Raw genomic sequence first — 23,957 nt, 5'->3', positions numbered from 1 at the left:
ACTAACTATTAATCTTTATCTATGTTGTACATTACTAGCATTGTTTGTGAATGAAATTCCCGCTGGAATAACACCGCCACCACAACTGTCGTTGAAAACACGAAGGCAATCGGGTGGATAAACCACGCTAGGGTTGATAGTGCAAAATAATAAGAACGTAGTCCGTCGTTGTAACTATGGCCTGCATGATCAATTATTTTGGCTAAATTTTTAACAAACTTATTGTCATCTTCACTCGCTTCTTCGCCATCTTTAACGTGAGGAAATGCCCCCATTAATACAGAACAGAATCCGTATTGTCGCAATGACCAAGTGAATGTGAAAAATGCATAGATAAAGATTGCGATCATTAAAATTAATCGCACTTGAATATCAAGTAAAGTGGCAGGATAAACACCTGGAACTGACTGAATTAGGGTAAATAAACGTTCTGACGCTGATAATAATGTAAGTAGCGCAGCCAAAATCAACATGGTTGTTGAGGCGAAAAATGTCACCTGGCGCTCTAAACTTGCTAATAAGGCGGTATCAGCAATGAACTGTTCTCGATAAAGTAAACGTTGCATCCATGAAATTCGATGGCGATGCATTACCGACGCAATACAATGTGTTCTTTTTGCTTGTCGTTTCGCAAACTTCGCATAACCAAACCAACACAAGCATAACCATAATACACATAACACCGTCACCAACACGTTATACATTCGAAACATGACCTCGTTTAATAAGTGAATTCAAAAAGAAGTAAATTATTGAAGCGACATCACTAAATGGTGAAGCGCTTGATGCGGTATAATACTATCGCAAACCACCGTAGGTGGATATAATTAATCCTGTTGTTACTCTTGTTTTTTTAGCCTGTTGCCCATATACAACACGCATTAGTTAATTTGTTGTGTTTGCCCGACTTCATAAGGCCTTTGTATGTCAGTTCAATATGTCGATTCCTGTCGTTTACCTACGCGTTTAGGTGAGTTCACTATGCATGGATTTAACGAGATTCAGGGAGACAAAGAACACATTATTTTAACTTATGGCGATATCTCGCCTAACGAACCTTTGTTAATTCGTTTGCATTCAGAATGTTTAACCGGTGATTCACTGTTTAGTATGCGCTGTGATTGTGGCTATCAATTAGAAACAGCGATGGCAGAGATTGTAAAAGCGGGTAAAGGCGCCTTGCTGTATTTACGTCAAGAAGGTCGTGGTATTGGCTTAATTAACAAAATTCGCGCCTATCATTTACAAGACAACGGTGCAGACACTGTTGAGGCGAATGAGCAGCTAGGATTTGCTGCCGATTTGCGTCAGTTTGATATGTGTAAACCAATGTTGGAACATTTCGGCGTCTCTCGAGTACGCTTGATGACGAACAATCCAAGAAAAGTTAAGTCACTACAAGATGTTGGTGTTGATGTTGTAGAACAAGTGTCATTGCAAGTTGGTCGCAATCAACATAACGATGAGTACCTCAATACTAAAGCCGAAAAAATGGGCCATATGTTCTTTCAAGGTTCATTAAACGATTTAGGCTAAGCATATCCCTTATTGACATAAAGACGCATCTTTATGTCATTTGAGCATGCGAACACGATATCATACCAATTGCATTAAGTAAGTGATCTTGTTGTGCGTAGAGAAAATCAGCTAAAACAAGGCGCTCGATTGACTAATAGCAGGCTATTAGGATTGAGAGCAACGCCATTTTAGTTAATTTTAACAAGTACAAGTGGGCAAATATTTAATGCAATTGGTATCAGTGTTCACATTAATTTCCATGCTTGATTTCCCTCCCCCAATCACGTTAGAGTGATATTTTTTCATTAGTCCGAAATAATTTTCATCGCATTCGGGTCTAGCACAGTCACCAACCAACAATTTAGGAAGTTAACTTAGTGACCGTTGAACGTACAATTCCCCCTGCTTCATGGCATCAAAGAATTAGACACTGGCACAAATGGTTAGGCGTTGTTGTTGTTGTTCAGATGATAATTTGGATGGTCAGCGGCCTCTACATGGTGTGCATTGATATTGAAAAAATTCATGGCGATCATTTTGTAAATACTCCAGCTCCGCTCGCAGATACTTCGGTAACCCCTGTACCCAAAAAATATCAGCGTGCGAAACGAGTATTACTAACGAGCCAGCTTAGTAAAAATGTTTACGTGATCAACAATCGCTGGTTAATTAGCGCCGAAAATGGACAGGCTATTAACGTTGATAAATCCTATATTGAAAAACGTGCGCAAGAGATTTTTAGCGGAACTGGTACCATTAAATCCATCAACAAATTAAGTAAATATCCCGATGAACTCGGCGGACAAAACCGCCAAGTTTGGCGAGTTGATTTCGACGCCTCTTTTAATCCAAGTTTCTATTTTTCTCCTAATACAGCAGAATTACTAAGAAAACGTAGCGATTTATGGCGTATGTTCGATTTTCTGTGGACACTGCATATTATGGATTACCAAGACGGTGAAGACAGCCATAATACATTGCTATTAATTGCGTCTATTGTCGCTATTTTATTAATAACTAGCGGTATCTGGTTAATCTTTTACGCGCTATGGTTGCCAGCGCCCGTCGGAAAATTAGGGTGGGTTGTCAATACTCATCGTTGGTTGGTGCTAGTCGTCGGCATTCAAATGTTATTGTGGGCGGTGAGTGGTCTTGCTTTTAATCTCTTAAGTAGTGATAAAACTAACGCGAACATGACGGCTAATCGTATGTCGACAGCTGATTTCTCACCGCAACTTGCCGATTTTAATGCCGTCAAACAAGCTTACCCATCAGCAAGCAGAATTAATCTTGTTGCAACATCTACTCAGCCACTAATCTACATTAAGGCCCAGAAACAACTGGCACCCTTAACCCTCAATCTTGAAAATAAATTACTGTCTAAAACACAAATTCGTGCGTTAGCCGCACTTGCTGTGAATGATAATTTACCTATTTTATCGATTAAATTATTACAACAAAAGACACCAGAAAGTCGGCAGTTTAGAAACCAAGTATGGCAAGTTAAATACGATAACCGCCAACATAGCGCCCTCTATATCGATGCTTATAGCGGTAAAATCCTCAAAGTGATTGAGGATACATGGCGACTGCGCGATTTTTTCTGGATGCTACATATTATGGATTATCAAGATCACAGTGACTTCAATCATCCATTAATAATTACCGCTGCGACTTTGGCAGTTGTTGGTAGTCTTGCCGGCGGTTTATTAGTATTTTTCACCATTGGGTTTAAGCGCCGTAAAAAAGATCAACATTTTAAAATCACTGTTAACGGTTTGAATATTGTTGAAACCGCACCAAATCAAACATTGTTAAATGCACTTAACAGCGATGAGCAACGGGTTCCGTCAGGTTGTGGCGGAAAAGGAACCTGTGGTCAATGTATTTTAACTATTAACGATTATACTCATCCCCTCTCACAGCAAGAGCGAATGACTTTGAGAGATAGTGAAGTGAATGCAGGACTGCGATTATCTTGCCAAACTAAAGTTGAATCAGATCTTGATGTGACGCTTAATAATAAAGGTGCATTGGCACCGATGAACGCACGCGTTATTGCAACGCATTTGGTTACACCGTTTATTAAGGAAATTACGCTTAAGACTTCAACTGATTTTCGTTACGCCGCAGGCCAGTATGTCAACGTAACAGTGCCCGCAGGCCAATATCACATCAATACATCGAGCATTCCCAGTGAATACCGCGCCTACTGGGCAGATTTATTGTCGCAACAACCTATCGCAAAAGTGCCTCAAGTTGAACAACGAAGCTACTCACTGGCTAATGAACCAACGAGCGATGGTACTATCAGTTTTTTAGTGAAGCTGACTCATCACGAAAATAACTTAGGTGTAGGCTCTGGGTACTTGTTTAGTTTAACAACTGGGCAATCCGTTGATATACATGGGCCTTTTGGTGATTTTTCACTAAATAAAGTGCGTGAAAGAGAAATTATACTTATTGGTGCAGGCTCTGGCTTAGCGCCACTAAAAGCGATGGCAGAACAGGCAATTAACCAGCAAAGGCCACGTGTTTCTTTATGGTATGGAGCGCGCCATGAGACTGATATTGTCAACCCAGATTATTTTGACAACTTGAGTCAACGCCACAACAACTTCCAATGGCGAGTGAGTTTATCGCAGCCTCACGATGAGCAATGGCAGGGTCTCACCGGTTATATTCAATCGTATTTATTTGATAACTACTTGCCAAAGCATCAAGATATTTCTGCGATAGACTTCTATCTTTGTGGTCCACATACAATGATGGACCAAATCCGTCAGCATTTACTATCTCAAGGTGTGCGCCACCAGCACATTAAACGAGACAATTTTGATTAACACCACGTTATCAAGGGCACCATAGAAACAAAAGCCGCCTCTAAACAGAGGCTAATGCCATTCGGTTAAGCTTTCTTAGGCTTGTATCTCAACGGATACCGAGATGGAATGTAAAGCACTGAACGTGAAAACGTTCGGTGCTTTCTCTTGTCGGGCAGGATAAAATGTTTCGCATCTTTCCTCATCAGTTGTAATTTCTTTGGTATCGTCCCGTTCGATGATAACGCCAGCGCTCTGACTTGAGTATCAATGATGCAAATTGCGGCGGTGAAACTTATCCTTGTCGGAGAAACATCGGCTTCTTTAGCGATGGCCGCCATTTCCAGTCGAATAAGGTTATAGCCTAACAACACGCCCCAAAGTTCTTGTCTAACCCCTTGTGGAAAACGGCTTCTCAAGGTTATTTCATTATTTAATTGGCTCGATTTTAATTCTCCAAAACCTTGCTCTATTTCCCATCGTTCCCAATAAATTGATAATAACGTTTCCATTGGTGATGCTTCTGGATCTGTCAATGAGGTGATAAAACCTTTAATGTCTCCTTTAGGATGTTGATAGCAAATCATACGCGCCTGCCAAACATCTGGTAGGTTAGGATTATTCGCGCGAGCTTGTGGTGAAACAGGCATTTCGATTAATAAATCATTCTCTGAAAAACGTTCGATGACCTCGTATCGCATGCCTTGTTTTACAGGGGTTAACCAATGGGAGTTCACACCAAATTGTTGCCAATACAATAATAGGTCAGCTGAAAAATAACACCGATCGAATAATGTAAGTGAATCGTCTGGTATGTCGGTTAGCAGCCGTTTTGCTAATGTAATTTCACCAACATCACACCTATCAAAGGCAGCACCTAGTAATACCAATTGCATTAAGTAAGTGATCTTGTTGTGCGTAGAGAAAATCAGCTAAAACAAGGCGCTCGATTGACTAATAGCTGGCTATTAGGATTGAGAGCAACGCCATTTTAGTTAATTTTAACAAGTACAAGTGGGCAAATATTTAATGCAATTGGTATAATACTCGCTTTATCGGTGGCTAACAACGCTTCTTCAATCCATTGAGTATCAATAGGACTTAGCACATTATCGTATGAATCAGTGCTTTCAAACGACTCAAAAACTGACGCTAACTCTTGAGTGAACATATAAAAAATCCCCAAATCTTAACAAAGACTGGGGATTATGATCTATCTACAAGATCGTTCAAGTTCTCTTAAACGATCGGCATTGGTTCTAAACAGAGGCGGCCTTTTTCATAGATAACAATCTAACTTAAATATTAAAGCTTGAACCACAGCCACAAGTTGCAGTTGCGTTAGGGTTATCAACTAGAAAACGTGATCCTTCTAATCCTTCGGTAAAATCAACTCTACCACCTACTAGATATTGCAAACTCATTGGGTCAACGACCATACGTGCGCCATCTTTCTCAAGTGTCATGTCGCCATCATTCATTTTATCATCGAATGTAAAGCCATATTGAAAACCAGAACAACCACCACCAGTGATATAAACACGAAGCTTAAGCTCTTGATTCTCTTCATCTTCCAGTAAGTATTTCACACGTTTAGCAGCTGCAGGTGTGAACTCTAATGGAATTCCTGCTTCAACAACTTCTACCGACATATTAACCCTCTCAATATTTGCCATCGAGTAATACCCGACTAATTTGGTCAATTATCTAATAGTGACCGCTTTGGTGCAACGATTAATTGCTAAACAATGAAGCAATTCACACTGAGACCAATTTGACCAAATGATTGCTCACCCGTGTTGGCTTCATTATGACTTAACTTGCACCGGGTAAAATAGGCTGCATTGGCAGTTTAATCAACTCGTTCCACGGGTATTCCTGCGTCACGTTAGCGGCTTTTTGCCCCCGTTGACGTGGCATTTTAATGATCACCTTTAGACGTTCCGGCATAAATCCTTCTGGCAGTTCAAAGTCACTTTTTACATGCTGAAAAAACCGAAAACTGACTTTTAAATCTTTTGCAGACTTTACCATTTCAGAAATGTTTAATACTTGTGGCTTGCCATCAAAGCTTCCAAATACTTCAAGCGCTAGATTTCCCTTGATGTATCGTTTGCGCTTTTCGAGTTGTGCGATGAGTACTTCAAACCTTATGTGACGATCGCTTATCCCCTGTGTCAAAATCACTTTTTCGATGTGAACGCCATTAGCGGTATATTCGGGTGCCATCACTTTTTGATAGAAACGTAATGCCAGTTGTTGCTCTAGAGATTCAGCCTGTAATGACAAGAGTGTTGAATTCATTTCACTGATGGTTTTTTGTTCAATATCCAGCGCCATATTCGCTTGTGCCAATGAAGTTTCCATTGATTTTACGCGCAGAGATAGTTCAGCAAGCTTGGGATCTGGCGGTGGCGGTGGCTGTTGCTTCCAAACTATCGCAATGCTAATAGCCCCTATCAATGCCGCAAAAAGCAGCGTTGTGACACTAAAACGCGCCTTATTTATTGTTTTAAAACTTAACATTAGAACCTTTATCTGTTTCAATAGGTCAGATTTTATTCGTGTTAGACCTGTATACCCTGACTGCACGATGCAATAAAATACCATTGTTCAATCAGCTAGGCCAACTATCGATTTTGATGAAACAACGACACGCCATAAAACTTCCTTTATCTAATGCAACGCCGTCTTGGCAATTAGTTGTACTTGGCGCTATTGTCGGCTTAATTGCTGCGTTTGCGATCGTTGCAATGCGTCAATCTATTGAAGCAATTCAACTTTATTTTAATTTAGGTCACCACGATTCATTTGGAAAAGAGGGCCAACTAACACGTATGCTAGCGCCATTAATTGGTGCGTTGTTTATCGTATTACTTGCCTTTATTTTTCATCAAAAATATCACCGAATGGGCATTCCTTTTGTTTTACATCGCCAGCGTAAGTTTTATGGATTCATTCCTATTGGTAATACGATTAACCAATTTTTCAGTGCAATTGCGGCATTGGCCAGTGGTTTTTCTGTCGGCAAAGAAGGCCCTGCAGTGCATGTTGGCGCTGGTAGTGCTAGTTATTTGTCTCAAGTTCTTAATATTCCTCACAATGCAACTCGGATCTTAACCTCTTGTGGTATTGCCGCTGGTATTTCAGCGACCTTTAATGCGCCACTTGCCGCCGTTGTATTCGTTTTAGAAGTGGTATTACAACAGTATCGCGTGCACTCGTTTTTACCGCTAATGGTAGCTTCTTTAATTGGTAGCACTGTGAGTCAGCAATTTTTTGGGGATAATCACGACTATGCTCATATTGCGATTACCACGTTGAAACTCGACTCTATCGGACCATTTATTGTGCTTGGTATTGTTGTGGGGGTTGCAGCAACGCTATTTAACCGATCGCTGCTCGGCATAATGAAAATGTCATCTCGCATGAAAATGGAGATTCGTTTACCGCTAGCAGGATGTATCGTTGGCATTATCGCGTGGTTTATTCCTCACGTCGTTGGTACAGAAGCTGGCGCATTAAACATTGCGTTTAGTGAGCAGCCAGAACTCAGCTTTATCGTGTTAGTACTCATAGGGAAATTCTTAGCAACAGTTTGTGCCTTAGGGTTAGGTATTCCTGGCGGTGTTATCGGTGTTTTATATGCGCTAGGCGCGCTATTAGGTTCTGTTATTGTGTGGAGTTTAATGCCTTATTTACCGGGTATATCGCCCTACGCGACTATGGCAATTATGATTTGTATGGTTGCCTTAATGGCGTCGAGTTTAAATGCGCCGCTAGCCGCACTGGTGGCTATTTTAGAAATATCACAACAGGCCACTATTATCTTTCCAAGCTTATTAGTCGTGGTGCCTGCAATCATTGTTGCGCAGCAATTATTTGGTACGCGTTCATTGTTTATTGAACAACTAGAGCTGCAAAAATTACCGTATAAAACAGCGCCTGTTCTTAGCTCACTACAAGACACTGGCGTTCTGAGCTTGTTACGCCGAAAATATCATTGTGTACAACGCTTTAATGCCGATCAGTCCAATGAGATTTCTAAGCCTATTTTTGTCCAACCAGCTCCAAATACAGCTCAATACTTTTCCCCTCATGCTATTGAGCCCTTACCAACACTCTACGACAATGCAACACTTGCTGACGTCTATGAAGTGTTAGCGCCAATACGCAACGGTTATGTACTGATTGTGACCCAAGGGAGCAATGAACTCATTGGTTTCGTTACGTGGCGTTCTCTGAGCAAACATCTACATCGAGAATACGAATAACCTTTGATGTAACACATTAATGACGAGTATTTCTCATTGGTATCAAGCGCTATTTCTGGTATATTTTGCGCCCAACGTGAGCACTGTCGTCGCTCGTCTATTTCTCTCTGCTGCCATGAGGTTTCAAACATGACCGATTTTACCGGAAATCACATCCTGTCCGTTAATCAACTAGACCGCGATGCTATTGCAAAAATATTTGAAACAGCCAGTTTGATGCAACCGTATGCGCAACGTAAAAAACGTACTCACGTTTTGGATGGCGCCATTCTAGGCAATATGTTCTTTGAAGCCAGTACCCGAACGCGTGTTAGTTTTGGTAGCGCTTTTAATCTATTGGGCGGGTTTGTTCGTGAAACGACAGGCATGAGCAGCTCTGCACTTGCTAAAGGCGAGTCTCTTTACGACACAGCGCGAGTATTAAGTAGTTATGCCGATGTTATTGCAATGCGTCATCCACAATCAGGTTCTGTAAAAGAATTTTCACAAGGCTCTATGGTCCCTGTTATTAACGGTGGTGACGGTGCTAATGAACACCCAACACAGGCTCTTCTTGATTTATATACGATTGAAAAAGAGCTTACGAGCAGCCTGCAATCCATTGATAATATGCATATTGCGATGGTGGGTGATTTAAAGCATGGCCGCACGGTTCATTCGTTATCAAAACTATTAAGCCAATATAAAAATATTACCTTTAGCTTAATTTCTCCATCAGCGTTAGCCATGCCGGATGAAATCGTTTCTGTATTAGAAAATGCAGGCCATAAAGTAATAATTACCGACAGCATTGAAGGTAACGTTGACGCTGATATTTTATACCTTACACGTATTCAAGAAGAGCGTTTTACGAGCCAAGAAGAAGCTGATTTATACCGCGGTCAATTTAGACTTAATCAGCAGATTTACACCAAACACTGTAAATCGAATACGGTTATTATGCATCCGCTGCCGCGCGATAGTCGCAGTGATGCCAATGAATTAGATACCGATCTCAATTTAAATCCAAATTTAGCTATTTTCCGCCAAGTGGAAAATGGCGTGTTAATACGTATGGCGTTATTTGCCCTCACACTAGGTGTGAGCGACCAGTTAAGTAAACATGAATCAGATGTTCACTGGTTTAGTCGTAAATAACCCAATAACCTAATATTAAGGAATCGCAATGAGTCGTTCAGAGCAATTATTTGAGCAAGCACAAGATACAATTCCCGGTGGCGTAAACTCGCCAGTGCGTGCATTTAAAGGTGTTGGTGGCAGCCCACTATTTATCGAAAAAGCACAGGGTGCATTAGTCACTGATGCCGACGGAAAAAACTATATTGACTATGTTGGTTCATGGGGACCAATGATCTTAGGTCATAATCGTCCGGAAGTTCGTCAAGCGGTTATCGATCAAGCTGCATTTGGATTAAGTTTCGGAGCTCCCACTGAACTTGAAATAACGATGGCTGAAAAAGTACGTAAATTGGTTCCATCTATGGAACAAGTACGTATGGTTAGCTCGGGTACCGAAGCAACAATGAGCGCGATTCGCTTAGCTCGTGGCTTTACTAACCGCGATAAAATTTTAAAGTTTGAAGGTTGTTACCATGGCCACGCTGACTCGTTATTAGTTAAAGCAGGTTCAGGTGCATTAACGTTAGGACAGCCAAGCTCACCAGGTATCCCTGCTGATTTTGCAAAACACACGCTAACGGCGCAGTTTAACAATATTGAATCGGTAAACGCATTGTTTAGTGAACATGGCAGTGATATCGCATGTATCATCGTTGAACCTGTTGCAGGCAACATGAACTGTATTCCACCGCAAGACAACTTCCTACAAAAGCTTCGTGCTGTGTGTGATGAGTCAGGTGCATTACTGATTATCGATGAAGTAATGACTGGATTTCGTGTTGCACTAGGCGGCGCACAAGCTTATTACGAAGTAACCCCTGATCTTACTACACTAGGCAAAGTGATTGGCGGCGGCATGCCTGTAGGCGCTTTTGGCGGCAAAAAAGAAGTCATGCAGTATATCGCACCAACTGGGCCTGTTTATCAAGCAGGTACGTTATCAGGTAACCCTATCGCAATGGCCGCTGGTCTAAAAACGCTAGAGCTACTTGAAGAAGACGGTTTGCATGCGAGCCTTACTGAAAAAACAGAGCGCATCGCGCTTGGTTTTAAAGCATTAGCTGACAAACACAATATCCCATTGGCTGTTAACTACGTTGGCGCCATGTTTGGTATTTTCTTCACTGAGCAAGAAACTGTTTCATGTTTTGAACAAGTTACCAAGTGCGATATTGCTCGTTTTAATACCTTCTTCCATTTAATGCTAGACGAAGGTGTTTATCTTGCACCGTCTGCATATGAAGCAGGTTTCTTATCAACCGCTCACGGCGATAAAGAAATCGAAGCAACATTAGCTGCTGCAGATATTTGTTTTGCGAAATTAGCAACGAGTTAAGCGTTAACGCTAAACACACAAAAAAACCTCATTAAATGAGGTTTTTATAGGGTCTGTTGATCTTTGTGGTTCGAATTTCGTTCAATCTAAAAGCGTTTTGGGCACATGTTCATTGTTCCAGACTGAGCATAAGCACCCACATCCCTGTGGGCGAGGCATGAGGACTGATGCTGGGTTTCCCCCAGTGAATGACGAATAACGCCGCACAAAATACTTTTAGGTGAATCCTACGGACAGCATTTGTTTGTTATTTCTACGGCGTTATCGCCTATTCGTGTATTGCTACAGGGATGTAGCTCATTAGGATAATGCAGGAGCTATTATCGAGCCAGCTACACCACATAGGCTCTGCCTTGTAGAACCCCCAAACCAATTGCTGCAAAAATGAACTCAAACGTTCAACAAACCCTCAGTTTAATTTAAACTATTTAACTATGATTGAGTGGCTAAAATAAATTCCATTTGTTCATTTGACCACTGTAATGCTTCAGCATAAATACCTGGTACCTTTTCTTCATCGATACCTAATAGCGCAAGCTCTTCATTGACAGTTTCCCAATTCGATACTTCATAAGCACGGGCAACATCAAGAACGTGGGCTAATATACCTTCGCCAGAAACTAGCGCATTTTTGATGTCAGACGATAATGGCAGCTTTTCCATCGCGTTCTCCATTGAGTCGCCTAAAATGGCATCAATGAGAGATAGCATCCCTGTTAGGAATACTACGCTACTTTCATTCACCTTTGGACTAATGGTAGCTAACCCCTCAGAAAAGCGTGCGCGAGTTAATGACGTCGCCATGAGTTCTGGCGGTTTATTCGATGCTAATTGTGCAGAAAATAATACTGACAGAAATTTCTGTAATTCTTTTTTACCTAATGTTACTAGCGCCTGCTTAATGCTTGAAATTTCAGTACGGCGACGAAACACTGCAGAATTACTATAACGTAATAATTTATAAGCAAGATTTACATCTAATTCAAAAACAGAAATAATTTTCGGTAGGTCTAAATCCACCTTACTCGTTTCATAAAGTAACTCAGCAAGACTGAACTGGGTCGGCGTTAGCGATTTTGCCTCAATCATTTGCGGCTTAGCGAAAAAATACCCTTGAAAATATGAAAAACCTAACGCTTTTGCACGCTCAAATTCTTCATGAGTTTCGATTTTTTCAGCCAATAAACTAATATGAGAGAAATCTGCGACAGCAGTAATAATTTCATCAATTTGAGCAGGAGTAGACGCTAAGAAATCAACTTTAATCATTTTAATAAATGGGAAGAAATGTCGCCAAACTGATTCGTGTTCATAATCATCTAACGCAATCGTATAACCTGCTTCATGGAGCTCTTTTACTTCGGCTAATAAACGTTTACCTGGGCGCTCAGTTTCCAATATTTCAACAACAACATCTTCTGTCGGAATGAGTGTCGGGTACTTTTTATTAATCGTTTCATAGGTAAAATTAATAAAAGCGGGCTTTTTATTGGTTAGATCTGACAGAGAAAAATCAAATTGACTTCCAGCAATTATTTTAGAAGTTGCCTCGTTTCCATCAATATTTGGAAAAGCATTAGTCACACCATCACGAAACAGCAATTCGTAGGCATATAAATTTTGCTCAGCATCAAGAATAGGCTGGCGAGCTGCATGAAATTTCATTATGGTGTTGCCTTTTATTACTTTTTTATCTTGGTACTGCTTTTTAAGCCTAACAAATTAGCCCAAATTACAGCCTAATGCAAAGGTAGGATATAAGAACTGTCGTTTATGGTCAGTTTTCAAGCATTACAATGCGATCATTGTAATGCTTTTTCAAACAATTATATTTAATTTATTAAATTACCTGACGTTTTCTAAACAAAATAGTCAAGATTGCACTGGCGGCCAAAATCATTGGATAGAATACATGCATCGATACAGTTAATGGCGACAGACTAAACATTGCACCGATCATCAATGCTTGTGCACCGTATGGTAGTAATCCTTGAATACAACATGCAAAAATATCCAATAAACTAGCGCTACGCTTAGGTTCAACATCATGTGTGTCAGCCAAATCTTTAGCAACACCACTAGCCACAATGATAGACACCGTATTATTGGCGATAGCTAAATTAGTTAAGCTAACCACGCTTGCAATACCTAGCTCTGCAGAGGCTGTGTTAACTTTTCCTTTTTTAGCACTTAGTCGCGCTAATGTGCGATCGATAAATTTAACAATAAAGGCTAAACCACCTTGATAACTCATCACGGCACCTAGACCACCAATTAGCATGGCTAAAATTAGGATTTCCTGCATATCACTAAAGCCTTTGTAAATGTCTTTAGCCCAGTTCATTAGCTGATAATCAGGAACTTGGATCAAACCCACTAGGCCAGCCATTACAACACCACTGCCCAGTACAACAAATACATTAACGCCTGCTATCGCTAATATTAAGATGGCGATATAGGGTAATACTTTAATCCAGTCTATTTCACCAATAGGTGGCAATGGAGCGTCACTACCTAAGAAAAACAATAGAATAAGTACGCCAACCGCAGCGGGTATCGCAATGCGTAAATTCTCTTTAAACTTATCCTTCATTTCACAACCCTGACTACGAGTAGCGGCAATAGTTGTATCAGAAATGATTGACAAGTTATCCCCAAACATTGCGCCGCTAATTACGGCCCCCCCCATAATTGCGACATCAATTCCAGCTGTTTGGGCAACCCCCAACGCGATAGGAGCAACAGCCCCTAAGGTGCCCATTGACGTTCCCATTGCAGTAGCGATAAATGCACTAATTAAGAAGAAACCCGGTAATAGAAACCAAGAAGGTATCATACTAAGTCCAAGGTTGACGGTTGATTCAACACCGCCAGTTGCACTAGCTACAGCAGCGAAAGCTCCTGCGAGTAAATATATAAGACACATCGCAATAACATTACTGTCGCCTACACCATTAGTGAATTGTTCGATAGTTTCATTGATGGTATCGCGAGATAAAATGATTGCTAAGACGATCGCTGGCAAAACAGCCACCGGTGCCGGTACTTGATAAAAGGCATATTCAACGCCTTGCAGTGTTAAATAAACACCAGTTCCTAAAAATAACGCCAGAAAAAGCATTAAGGGCAATAGAGCTATGCCGCGAGGAACAATTGTTGATGAAGATCTTGAGGTCATGCTCAAATCCTATTTTTAGTGAGTGAGGTGAAAATACCCAATCTCCAGCAACATGTCAAATTAGACGTCTAAACATCTAGACGTAAATTAAACGAGCAATTGGTTATTTTCTTTGCGCTTTAATTTTTTCATAGGCAGCCTGAATGTCTTGCGCTTTTTGATTCGCAATATCCAACATTTCTGGAGGCAATCCTTTTGCAGCCAATTTATCAGGGTGATGCTGTGCCATTTGCTTGCGCCATGCTTTCTTTACTGCATTGTCATCCGCGTCAGCACTTACTCCTAAAATATCATAAGCATCTTTTATAGAAGGCCCCGATTGAGATGAGGAAGCCTGCTGTCGATGAAATTTCATTTGCGCATCGAGTTGTTGCAGTAATCGTTCTAAGTCGCGACTCGAAAAGCCAAGGTGTTTTGCCACTAGGTGTAATATCGTTCTTTCTTTTGGGTGTAGCTCTCCATCCGCAAAAGCGGCTTGTAGCTGCACTTCTAAAAATAGCTGTAAGATATCTCTTTGGCCAAAAGAGCTTTTCTTAAACGCCTTTAGCGTTTCTTCTAGTGGGAAATCATTTGACTTACCTTCACTAAACGCTGCCTGTGCTTCTTTCCTTTTATCACCAGTGAGTCCCATTTTATCCATAAGACCCGATGCGGCGGAAATTTCTTGTGGCGTCACTTGTCCGCTGGCTTTCGCTATATGACCATAAACAGAAAAAACAGCATGAAAGAATACAGCTTGGTTAGCAAATGAATCTTTATTCATGAAAAACTTTGTAAAGCCACCTTGATTAGAAAAATCTTGGCTCATACTGCGATCAAATCGGTGACCAATATACAGCCCCAAAATAGCACCAGCCCATTTACCAAACATAAAACCAAACATGAAGCCTAATACTTTACCCCAAATTTTCACTACCTTAATTCTCCGTTTTCTAATCCCGCTCTCAATTGAGCATCAAGCAGTTCAAGTCGCTGCGGTGTGCCAATATCAAACCATTTCCCGGTATAAACTTCACCAGTCACAGTTCCTTCGACCATTTGTTGTCTGATTAAAGGTCCCAATGCGCTCACGCCCTCTTCGATATTGTCGAAAAACTGTCGGTGATACACCGCAATACCGGAAAATGTAAATTGTTCAATGCCATTGGATAGCAGTCCTGATGATGACAACGCAAAATCGCCATTAGGGTTGTGGGCAGGATTCTCGACTAGAATAAGATGAGCCAACACACCTCGAGGCAATTGCGTGGGCAACGTCGAAAAGTCAAAGTCAGTCGACACATCGCCATTGACGACTAGTAAATAATCTTCGTCAATTAACGATAACGCCTTCTTAATGCCACCAGCAGTTTCTAAGGCATTGTCACCTTCGTTACTGTAGTGAATTTTTACATTCCAACGCTCACCAAATCCCAGCTGTTGCGGCAATAAATGTCCTAACCAAGCCTGATTAATCACAATATCAGCTATAGGAAGCTGGCTAATTTTTTCAATGTGATATTCAATTAAGGGTTTATCATTGACCGCTAATAACGGCTTAGGCAAAGTGTCGGTAAGTGGGCGCATTCGTTCCCCTCGGCCAGCCGCTAAAATCATGGCAAACATTGTTCAATCCTTTTAGGTAACGTTGGTAGTATCATTTTTTCAAAGAATGCCTGCAATTGTTTAAGTTCAGGATAGTGATTACAAACTTGCATAATATAATCAACCACTAACGGAAGATCATTTAAATAGTGCGATTTATTATCCCGTAAGTGTAAGCGACTGAAGATACCACAAACCTTCAGATGACGCTGAAGTCCCATTAAATCAGCATATTGACGATATTCATCAAATGTCATTGCGAGCGATAATGAGTCTTGATATAGCGCATACGATTCTTGAAGAAGTTGCTGCTGAGTCTCGTTATCTAACTTAAAATAGCAATCTTTAAGTAATGATACGACATCATAGGTTAACGGTCCGATGACAGTGTCTTGAAAATCAATAACCGCCAAAGATTGATTATCGCGCACCATAATATTGCGACCATGAAAATCTCGATGTGTTGCGACTTGCGGCTGCATTGTTGCACTTTTTACTAACCAATCCAGACAAGGCGCTAATGAGTAAGATTCAATATCTGACATTGAAATATCTAAAAACTGCTGACAAAACCAATTTTTAAATAGCGCTAATTCGAGTTCAAAGAATGCTGCATTATAACGTGCTGACTCATCATTAACGGTTACTTTAGCTAGTAACGGTAAAGTTCGTAGCACTTTTCGATACCAATATATGGAGTCGTTTTCTGCAAGCGGCAATAGGGATTGACTCCCTAAATCTGTGAGACACAAAAATCCTCGCGCCAAATCGCTAAAAATAATTCGCGGCACATCAATGCCTACCTGGGCATATTGACTGGAAAACTCGATGAATTCTGCGTTTTTTTCAGTGTCAGGCGGCGCGTCCACCAGAATATAACTGACTCCCTTGACCAAAGCTCTAAAGTAACGTCTAAAACTGGCGTCAGCACTAACAACCTCCCAATTATCGGCAGAGTATTGTATTTGCTGTTCAAACCAGTGTTGTAATAAATGTTGTCGCGTGTCGATAGCATCGCTCCTTAAACTGTGCGGTCATCGCTAATATGAAGCAAAAAATGTCACATAAATAGCCCTAAGCCAAGAATTGCGATATTATAGCCGTTTAATTTTTCTATCGGAACGCTTTGATTTTCAAATCATTGATTATAAAAGCAATAGACCGATCTCTTGATTATTTGAGTATACCTGAACTTAAAATGCGCTTAATCACTTTATTATTACTTTCATCTTTTGCAGCGACATCTTGGGCCAACTCATCTCCTTTAGCCAAGCAATGCCGTGTTAATACGCCTTATATGGCGCCGAGTGAATTACCACAACTTCAATTAAGTGAAGACCAAGTGGCCGTTAATGCTGACAAAGCGAATATCCAATATCCTGATATTCTAAATTATCTCGGTAACGTTACCTTCACACAAAACCAAAAGTTTATCCGCGCCGATCAAGCTCGTTACGATCAAACAAACAATATTTTTTCGGCCACAGGTAATCTGCACTTCCAGGATGATCAATTAACACTAACAAGTGAGTCATTAACAACATCACTCGACGGAAAAGACACAGAACTAGCCAACACAAAATACTGGTTCAATGATTCAATGATTCATGGCCGTTCGAAAAGTTTTCGAGTCGAAGATGGCCGATACCTCATTTTAGATGATGCCCTATTTACAACCTGTCCCGACGAGACACCCGATTGGGCTTTGCGCGCAAAAGAAATAAAAATAGATTCTTCAGAGGCATGGGCGACCATTCACCGAGCAACGTTAGAAGTTTTTGAAATTCCGGTATTTTATTTCCCTTATTTGACTTTACCTATTTCAGACAAACGCAGCTCCGGTTTTCTCTATCCATCTATCGGCACCAACTCTCGTAATGGCCTTGAAGTAAGTATCCCTTATTATTGGAATATCGCACCAAATTACGACATGACTATTACTCCTAAATTGATGTCAGAGCGCGGTGTACAGTTAATTAATGAATTTCGTTATTTGTCGAATGGACAAACTGGGCTGTTGAATCTGGAATATCTACATTATGATCGCTCAACGGACGACAAACGCTATTTAGCGCATTGGCAACATAGCGGTTCCATTGCTGATAACTGGCGTATTGCGAGTACTTTTACTCACGTGAGCGATGATAACTACTTCAATGATATTGGCAGCAAATATGGCGCCAAGACGGACAATCAGCTAACCAAGAACATAGAGTTAGCCTATTACAGCGACGATTGGTGGCTCAATATGCGAGTCCAAGACATTCAAGTATTAGGTGGCCAAGCAAAGCCATATCAAGCAAAGCCATATCAATTAATGCCACAACTCGCTTTTCATAGCTATGACAATGTATTAGGTAACAAATTTAAAGTTGATATTTTTTCTGAGCTTAGTCACTTTAGACAACGGGACAATAACTTATCTAAAGCAAGTCGATTACATATAGAACCGACACTTCGTCTACCAATTAATTTGTCTGCAATTAACTTCATCACTGAAGCAAAACTAATGCAAACATGGTATGAGCAAGATAATGGATTAGCATCACAATCAATTAGCAGAACATTGCCGCAATTTAGATTCTATAGTGACATTAATTTTGAACGCCAGTTAAAGCTAGCGCCAAATCATACTCAAACATTAACGCCGCAAGTTCAGTATTTATATGTGCCATTTAAGTCTCAAAAAGATATTGGGCTTTATGACACTGCATTGTTGCGAGATGATTATGCGGGATTATTTAGAACACGACGCTTTAGTGGTCTTGACCGAATTATCGACACAGAGCAAGTTACATTTGGTGTCACGACAGAACTAAAAGATGAGAACAATCAGCCGTATTTCAAAGGCAGCATTGGTCAAACATTTTATCTACGCCAATCACAAATGGCGGTCGAAGAAGGCAACGCCCAAGCAAGCCTACCCGATCGCTCAGCACTCGCTGGTGAATTTAGTTACACCGTAAATAAACAATGGCAGTTTACTCATGCAATGCAGCTCAATGACAAACAAGATACCATTACTCAAAGTAAAACTAGCATCGATTACCATGTGAGTGCCTCAAAATTAGTGCAGTTTAGCCATCGATTTGTTAAACAAATTAACGACAGTAAAATTAATCAGCTCGGCGTACAAACCGTCTGGCCAATAAATAACGAATGGACATTTGTTGGTAATTATTACCGAGATATCAATCTCAATCGAACTATTGAAGCTTTTGCAGGTCTTCAATATGAATCTTGTTGTTGGTCTATTCGAGTACAAGCGTATCGTCAATTACAAGCACAATATAGCGACAGTGCAAACACATTAATCATTGCAAATGAAGAATTTGATAATGGCCTTTCCTTTAACTTTGAAATTAAAGGACTAGGCTCACAAAGCTCTTCCGATGCAAGCGACATGTTTAGCAATGGTTTATTTACGTATCGCAAGCCATATTACTTAAAGCAATAAACGAAGCTTGACGATAGTTAACCCGTTCTCTCAAGAACTATGATAAATTAGCGACGATTAATAAGTTGTCGTCGTAATGGAAAAAGAATGAAGTTATTAAAGATTGTATTAGCTATTTCATTGTTAAGTAGCGCTCATGTAAGCCAAGCAGAAATCAAAGCACTGGATCGTGTATCTATTGTTGTAAACGACGGTGTTATCTTAAAAAGTGAAATTGACACATTGGTGAATCGTGTTAAGCAGCGTTCTGTGACTAGTAATCAAGAATTACCCAATGATCGCGTGCTAAAAACACAAGCGACCGAGCGATTAATTGACAACTTGCTTAAAAAGCAGATGGCCGAGCGCATGAGCATGCGAATTGGTGATACACAGCTTGATCAAACTATTAATAATATCGCCAAAGAACAAAATATCTCACTAGCGCAGTTGAAACAACAGCTTGCAAAAGAAGGTATTGATTTTGCGAGTTACCGTGAATCAATGCGTGACGATATCTTATTAGGTCAAGTAGAGCGCGCTGCGGTGCGACGTCGTATAAACATTGCCGAACAAGAAATTGTTAGCCTTGCAGAGCAAATAAAAGAACATGGTCAATCAACGGTTAAATTCCAATTGGGACACATTCTAATTTCACACAACGGTGACGAATCAACCGAAGGCTTAGCAAAAGCACGTGAACGTGCAGATACGGTTATTGATTTATTAAATGACAATGGCGACTTCAAGCGTATAGCTATCACATCATCATCAGGCCCGAAAGCACTAGAAGGTGGTGATTGGGGGTTCATGAACATCAATGAAATGCCAACGCTGTTTACTGATGCGGTTAAGGGAAAGAAGAAAGGTGATGTTATAGGCCCATTTAAGAGCGGTAACGGTTACCACATCTTAAAAATTCTTGATACTCAAGGCCAACAGCAACGCGATGTAAATGAAGTGAATGCCAAACATATCTTAATCACACCATCGATTATCTTAAGTGACGACCGTGCCAAAGCGATGCTTGAAGGCTTTATTGAAGATATAAAAAGCGGTAAATCAACCATTGAAGAATTGGCAAAAGAGCATTCAGACGATACAGGTTCTGCCATTAAAGGCGGCGAGTTAGGCTGGCGTGATCCAAGTGTTTACGTGCCTGCGTTTAAAAATACATTGGCTAATTTAGAGCAAGATGAAATCAGCACACCGTTTAAATCATCCCATGGCTGGCACATTGTAAAACTGTTAGGAAAGCGTAAAGTCGATGCAACGGAACAGTTTATTAAGAATCGTGCTCATCAGTTATTATTTAATCGTAAGTTTGCCGAAGAAAGTGATGCCTGGGCGCGTGAACTGCGCTCTTCTGCCTACATTCAAATTTTAGACTAGGAAAATCAGGGTGACTTTACGTATTGCGTTAACACCAGGCGAACCTGCTGGCATTGGGCCAGATTTAGCCATCAGCATTGCCCAACAAGATTGGCCTGTTGAGATTGTCGTTATCGGCGACGAACAGCTTTTGTTGGATCGAGCTAAAAAGCTTGATTTACCGCTCACATTGCGCGCTTATAACCCTAGTGTTCCAGCTGTAGCGCAAACAGCGGGTACATTGACCATCAAGCACATTCCTCTTCACGAACCAGTACAATGCGGTGTTCTTAACGAAATGAATGGCGGCTATGTGTTAGATACACTGCAATTTGCTTGCGATCATAATATTGATAGTGAATTCTCAGCCGTTGTCACTGGTCCGGTTCACAAAGGGATTATCAATAAGTCAGGCATAGCGTTTAGTGGCCACACTGAATTTTTTGCTCAGCAATCAAATACTGCTGATGTTGTGATGTTATTGGCCACAGAAGGTTTACGCGTTGCATTAGTAACAACTCATATCCCTCTAGCTTATGTCGCGAAAGCAATTACCTTTGATCGTGTTGTAAATATCAGCCGTATTTTACACGCCGATTTAGTACAGAAGTTCGGCATTGAACACCCGCGTATATATATGTGTGGTCTTAATCCTCATGCTGGCGAAGATGGTCATTTAGGCCGTGAAGAAATCGAAATTATTAACCCAGCCATCGACGCATTACGCGACGAAGGCATTGATATTGTCGGCCCACTGGCAGCAGATACCTTATTTCAAAACAAATACCTGGATAATGCCGATGCCGTTTTGGCGATGTATCATGATCAAGGTCTTCCCGTTTTAAAGTACAAAGGATTTGGTAACTCCGTTAATATTACACTAGGGCTACCTTTTATAAGAACCTCTGTTGATCATGGCACCGCCCTAGATTTAGCAGGCAGTGGCAAAGCAGATTCTGGCAGCATGATAGTTGCAATTAATGAAGCCATTACCATGGCACAAAAGAGTAAAAATGAGCAATAAAGTACATTTAGGCCATACGGCTAGAAAACGATTTGGGCAAAACTTTCTTAATGATCAAAATATCATTGATAATATTGTCGCTGCAATCAACCCTAAAGTAGAAGACCACATTGTAGAAATAGGCCCGGGCCTTGGTGCACTTACTGAACCTGTTGCCGCTAAGATTGATAACATGTCCGTCGTAGAGCTTGATCGCGATCTTGTACAGCGCCTCGAATCTCACCCCGTACTGAAAGACAAATTGACTATCCATCAAGGTGACGCCCTGCAATTTGACTTTTCTACGTTAGCTCAAGAAGGTCAGCGCTTAAAAGTATTTGGAAATCTTCCTTATAATATTTCAACGCCGCTTATGTTCCACTTATTCGAGCAAGCCGATATTATCGAAAACATGCACTTTATGTTGCAAAAAGAAGTCGTTTTACGATTGTGCGCAAGACCAAATACTAAAGCTTACGGTCGATTGAGTGTTATGGCGCAGTATTACTGCAAAATGATTCCGGTCATTGAAGTGGGCCCACAATGTTTTGTACCGCCACCTAAAGTAGATTCAGCGGTTATTCGTCTTGAGCCATACCGCGAGCTGCCACACCCTGCATTGGATATTAAGCAATTACAACATGTAGTAACTCAGGCGTTTAGTATGCGCCGTAAAACCGTGCGCAATAGTCTGAAAGGCGTGTTAAGTGTTGAAGAAATGGAAGAGCTTGGTGTTAATGCAACCTACCGCGCCGAACAAGTTTCATTAAAGCAATTTGTTGATATTGCAAACTATATTACGAACCGCTCTAAGAAATAGTGTAAGGACGAGAAATGAGTGATAACCAAAGCATTAGTGAGTTAGTCATTGTTGATGTGAAACCTTATTACATCGAAGAGCGCATTGTAGACAAAGCGCCACTCTTTGTATTTGGCTATCAGGTTACTATTCGTAATAACTCTCAATATCCAGTACAGCTTTTAAATCGCCATTGGTATATTACTGATGGCGATGGCAATCAAAGTGAAGTAAAAGGCGAAGGTGTTATTGGGCTCCAACCAGTTATTGAACCCATGAGCGAGTTTCAGTATTCAAGCGGGTCCAACTTCAGAACACCTATTGGTACTATGCATGGTCAATACGAAATGCATTGTGATAGCTTAATGAACCCGCTGTTTCAAGTAGATATTTCCCCCTTCCTACTCGCTAATAACACCTTGATCCATTAGGCTATGGCAACCTATTTTATTGGTGATATTCAAGCGTGCTTTGACGAATTTATCTTATTATTAGAGCAAATTGAGTTTGATCATCAACAAGATCATTTATATTTGGTTGGCGACCTTATTGGGCGCGGGCCTAAACCCAAAGAAACTCTTGATTATCTCATCGCCCACCAATCTTCAATTCATCCGGTATTAGGTAATCACGATCTGCATTTTCTAGCCGTCGCGAACAATATAAAAATCAACAAAGAGAATGATAACTTTACGCCATTATTAGCAAGCACTAAATTAAATGACTATATAAACTACTTACGTAAACAGCCCCTTATTAGACATCTAAAGGATGATGAATTAATTATTTGTCACGCAGGTCTAACACCACAGTGGTCGCTCGCGACCGCCATCACTCAAGCTAGTCACGTTAATGCTGAACTTACATCCCCGCACTATAAAAGCCTGCTCGAAGCAATGTATAACAATATTGCTGACTGGCGGCAATGTAAAACACAACAAGAAAGATTGATATTTACCATCAATGCATTAACTCGAATGCGCTATTGTAACGAACAAGGTCATTTAGAATTTACCATCAAGGTTACCCCAAAAGAGAATTCAGATCAGACATTAACACCGTGGTTTAATCAACAGCATTCGCTACTAAGCGATCAAAGGATAGTTTTTGGTCATTGGGCATCGATTCTTGGCCATACAGATCACTCTCAATTTATCGCACTTGATACGGGGTGTTTATGGGGAAACTGGCTCACGTGTTGGCGATTTGAAGATAATAGTTTTTTCTATCAAAAATCGTTATAGAATTGTTACGAGTGGCCGATAAGCTATTAACAAGAAAAAGCTTTGCTGATATAATTATCTATAGACTAATGTCTTACTTTCTAACCGATAACTAATTATATCAAGTGAGAATTTTAGCGTTAGAAGTATAATAACGATTATGTTTTTAGTCGTTGTTGAACGTAGGTCATACCCATTGCATTAAGTAAGTGATCTTGTTGTGCGTAGAGAAAATCAGCTAAAACAAGGCGCTCGATTAACTAATAGCTGGCTATTAGGATTGAGAGCAACGCC

Annotated in this window: 20 protein-coding genes and 1 pseudogene; 11 read left to right on the top strand and 10 right to left on the bottom strand. The window is 40.6% G+C overall.

The window, feature by feature from the left end; genetic code table 11:
* Positions 1-8 precede the first annotated feature (8 nt).
* The gene (locus ACMAZF_RS01960; RefSeq protein WP_435275817.1) at positions 9-713 is read right to left on the bottom strand and encodes a DUF599 domain-containing protein; all 705 of its coding nucleotides are present in this window, start codon (positions 711-713) and stop codon (positions 9-11) included.
* A gap of 211 nt (positions 714-924) precedes the next feature.
* Between ACMAZF_RS01960 and ribA the strand changes: the two genes are divergently transcribed.
* Positions 925-1,536, top strand: a complete 612-nt coding sequence (gene ribA, locus ACMAZF_RS01955; RefSeq protein ID WP_435275816.1) for a GTP cyclohydrolase II — start codon at positions 925-927, stop codon at positions 1,534-1,536.
* A gap of 359 nt (positions 1,537-1,895) precedes the next feature.
* Positions 1,896-4,361, top strand: a complete 2,466-nt coding sequence (locus ACMAZF_RS01950) for a PepSY domain-containing protein (protein WP_435275815.1) — start codon at positions 1,896-1,898, stop codon at positions 4,359-4,361.
* Between the two features lie 65 nt (positions 4,362-4,426).
* On the opposite strand, the pseudogene ACMAZF_RS01945 reads toward ACMAZF_RS01950, so the two are convergent.
* From ACMAZF_RS01945 to ACMAZF_RS01930, 4 genes and pseudogenes are all read right to left on the bottom strand, one after another.
* Positions 4,427-5,227: pseudogene (locus ACMAZF_RS01945) on the bottom strand (IS4 family transposase); the annotation flags it as partial.
* A gap of 104 nt (positions 5,228-5,331) precedes the next feature.
* Positions 5,332-5,511 carry a hypothetical protein gene (locus ACMAZF_RS01940; RefSeq protein WP_435275814.1) on the bottom strand — a complete coding sequence of 60 codons (180 nt, stop codon included), beginning with the start codon at positions 5,509-5,511 and terminating at the stop codon, positions 5,332-5,334.
* Positions 5,512-5,638: 127 nt separating this feature from the next.
* Positions 5,639-5,992: an iron-sulfur cluster insertion protein ErpA gene (gene erpA, locus ACMAZF_RS01935; protein ID WP_435277157.1), complete on the bottom strand. Its 354-nt coding sequence runs from the start codon at positions 5,990-5,992 to the stop codon at positions 5,639-5,641.
* 163 nt (positions 5,993-6,155) lie between these two features.
* Positions 6,156-6,866 (bottom strand): DUF6776 family protein, encoded by a 711-nt coding sequence (locus ACMAZF_RS01930; protein WP_435275813.1) that lies wholly within the window; start codon positions 6,864-6,866, stop codon positions 6,156-6,158.
* A gap of 116 nt (positions 6,867-6,982) precedes the next feature.
* Here ACMAZF_RS01930 and ACMAZF_RS01925 point away from each other — a divergent pair, with 116 nt between their 5' ends.
* From ACMAZF_RS01925 to hemL, 3 genes are all read left to right on the top strand, one after another.
* Positions 6,983-8,614 (top strand): chloride channel protein, encoded by a 1,632-nt coding sequence (locus ACMAZF_RS01925; protein WP_435275812.1) that lies wholly within the window; start codon positions 6,983-6,985, stop codon positions 8,612-8,614.
* A gap of 129 nt (positions 8,615-8,743) precedes the next feature.
* On the top strand, positions 8,744-9,751 hold the full coding sequence (locus ACMAZF_RS01920) for an aspartate carbamoyltransferase (RefSeq protein WP_435275811.1): 1,008 nt from the start codon (positions 8,744-8,746) through the stop codon (positions 9,749-9,751).
* A gap of 28 nt (positions 9,752-9,779) precedes the next feature.
* Complete coding sequence (gene hemL / locus ACMAZF_RS01915) at positions 9,780-11,069, top strand: glutamate-1-semialdehyde 2,1-aminomutase (RefSeq protein WP_435275810.1); 1,290 nt, start codon at positions 9,780-9,782, stop codon at positions 11,067-11,069.
* Between the two features lie 432 nt (positions 11,070-11,501).
* Here hemL and ACMAZF_RS01910 read toward each other — a convergent pair whose 3' ends face one another.
* The 5 genes from ACMAZF_RS01910 to ACMAZF_RS01890 form a co-directional block, all read right to left on the bottom strand.
* Positions 11,502-12,734 carry an EAL and HDOD domain-containing protein gene (locus ACMAZF_RS01910; RefSeq protein ID WP_435275809.1) on the bottom strand — a complete coding sequence of 411 codons (1,233 nt, stop codon included), beginning with the start codon at positions 12,732-12,734 and terminating at the stop codon, positions 11,502-11,504.
* A 175-nt stretch (positions 12,735-12,909) separates the two neighbouring features.
* Positions 12,910-14,247: a Na+/H+ antiporter NhaC family protein gene (locus tag ACMAZF_RS01905; RefSeq protein WP_435275808.1), complete on the bottom strand. Its 1,338-nt coding sequence runs from the start codon at positions 14,245-14,247 to the stop codon at positions 12,910-12,912.
* Between the two features lie 103 nt (positions 14,248-14,350).
* Positions 14,351-15,160: a co-chaperone DjlA gene (gene djlA / locus ACMAZF_RS01900; protein WP_435275807.1), complete on the bottom strand. Its 810-nt coding sequence runs from the start codon at positions 15,158-15,160 to the stop codon at positions 14,351-14,353.
* Positions 15,160-15,852 carry an N-acetylmuramate alpha-1-phosphate uridylyltransferase MurU gene (gene murU / locus ACMAZF_RS01895; protein WP_435275806.1) on the bottom strand — a complete coding sequence of 231 codons (693 nt, stop codon included), beginning with the start codon at positions 15,850-15,852 and terminating at the stop codon, positions 15,160-15,162. Before murU ends, djlA begins: the two co-directional genes overlap by 1 nt.
* The gene (locus ACMAZF_RS01890) at positions 15,840-16,796 is read right to left on the bottom strand and encodes an aminoglycoside phosphotransferase family protein (protein WP_435277156.1); all 957 of its coding nucleotides are present in this window, start codon (positions 16,794-16,796) and stop codon (positions 15,840-15,842) included. The genes murU and ACMAZF_RS01890 overlap by 13 nt, the downstream gene beginning before the upstream one ends.
* A gap of 233 nt (positions 16,797-17,029) precedes the next feature.
* On the opposite strand from ACMAZF_RS01890, the gene lptD reads away from it, so the two are divergent.
* Genes lptD through ACMAZF_RS01860 form a run of 6 tightly spaced genes read left to right on the top strand, consistent with a single transcriptional unit; the run spans position 17,030 to position 23,684 of the window.
* Positions 17,030-19,288 (top strand): LPS assembly protein LptD, encoded by a 2,259-nt coding sequence (gene lptD, locus ACMAZF_RS01885; RefSeq protein ID WP_435275805.1) that lies wholly within the window; start codon positions 17,030-17,032, stop codon positions 19,286-19,288.
* A 60-nt stretch (positions 19,289-19,348) separates the two neighbouring features.
* Positions 19,349-20,659, top strand: a complete 1,311-nt coding sequence (gene surA, locus ACMAZF_RS01880) for a peptidylprolyl isomerase SurA (protein WP_435277155.1) — start codon at positions 19,349-19,351, stop codon at positions 20,657-20,659.
* 10 nt (positions 20,660-20,669) lie between these two features.
* Positions 20,670-21,662 (top strand): 4-hydroxythreonine-4-phosphate dehydrogenase PdxA, encoded by a 993-nt coding sequence (gene pdxA / locus ACMAZF_RS01875; RefSeq protein WP_435275804.1) that lies wholly within the window; start codon positions 20,670-20,672, stop codon positions 21,660-21,662.
* The gene (gene rsmA, locus ACMAZF_RS01870) at positions 21,652-22,461 is read left to right on the top strand and encodes a 16S rRNA (adenine(1518)-N(6)/adenine(1519)-N(6))-dimethyltransferase RsmA (RefSeq protein WP_435275803.1); all 810 of its coding nucleotides are present in this window, start codon (positions 21,652-21,654) and stop codon (positions 22,459-22,461) included. The genes pdxA and rsmA overlap by 11 nt, the downstream gene beginning before the upstream one ends.
* A gap of 14 nt (positions 22,462-22,475) precedes the next feature.
* On the top strand, positions 22,476-22,871 hold the full coding sequence (gene apaG, locus ACMAZF_RS01865) for a Co2+/Mg2+ efflux protein ApaG (protein ID WP_435275802.1): 396 nt from the start codon (positions 22,476-22,478) through the stop codon (positions 22,869-22,871).
* A gap of 3 nt (positions 22,872-22,874) precedes the next feature.
* Positions 22,875-23,684 (top strand): symmetrical bis(5'-nucleosyl)-tetraphosphatase, encoded by an 810-nt coding sequence (locus ACMAZF_RS01860; RefSeq protein ID WP_435275801.1) that lies wholly within the window; start codon positions 22,875-22,877, stop codon positions 23,682-23,684.
* Positions 23,685-23,957: the final 273 nt, after the last annotated feature.

The organism is Psychrobium sp. nBUS_13, assembly GCF_051201665.1.
Taxonomy (GTDB): Bacteria; Pseudomonadota; Gammaproteobacteria; order Enterobacterales; family Psychrobiaceae; genus Psychrobium.
The sequence above is the reverse complement of the archived record's forward strand: the minus strand, read 5'-3'. Positions and strand labels throughout refer to the sequence as shown.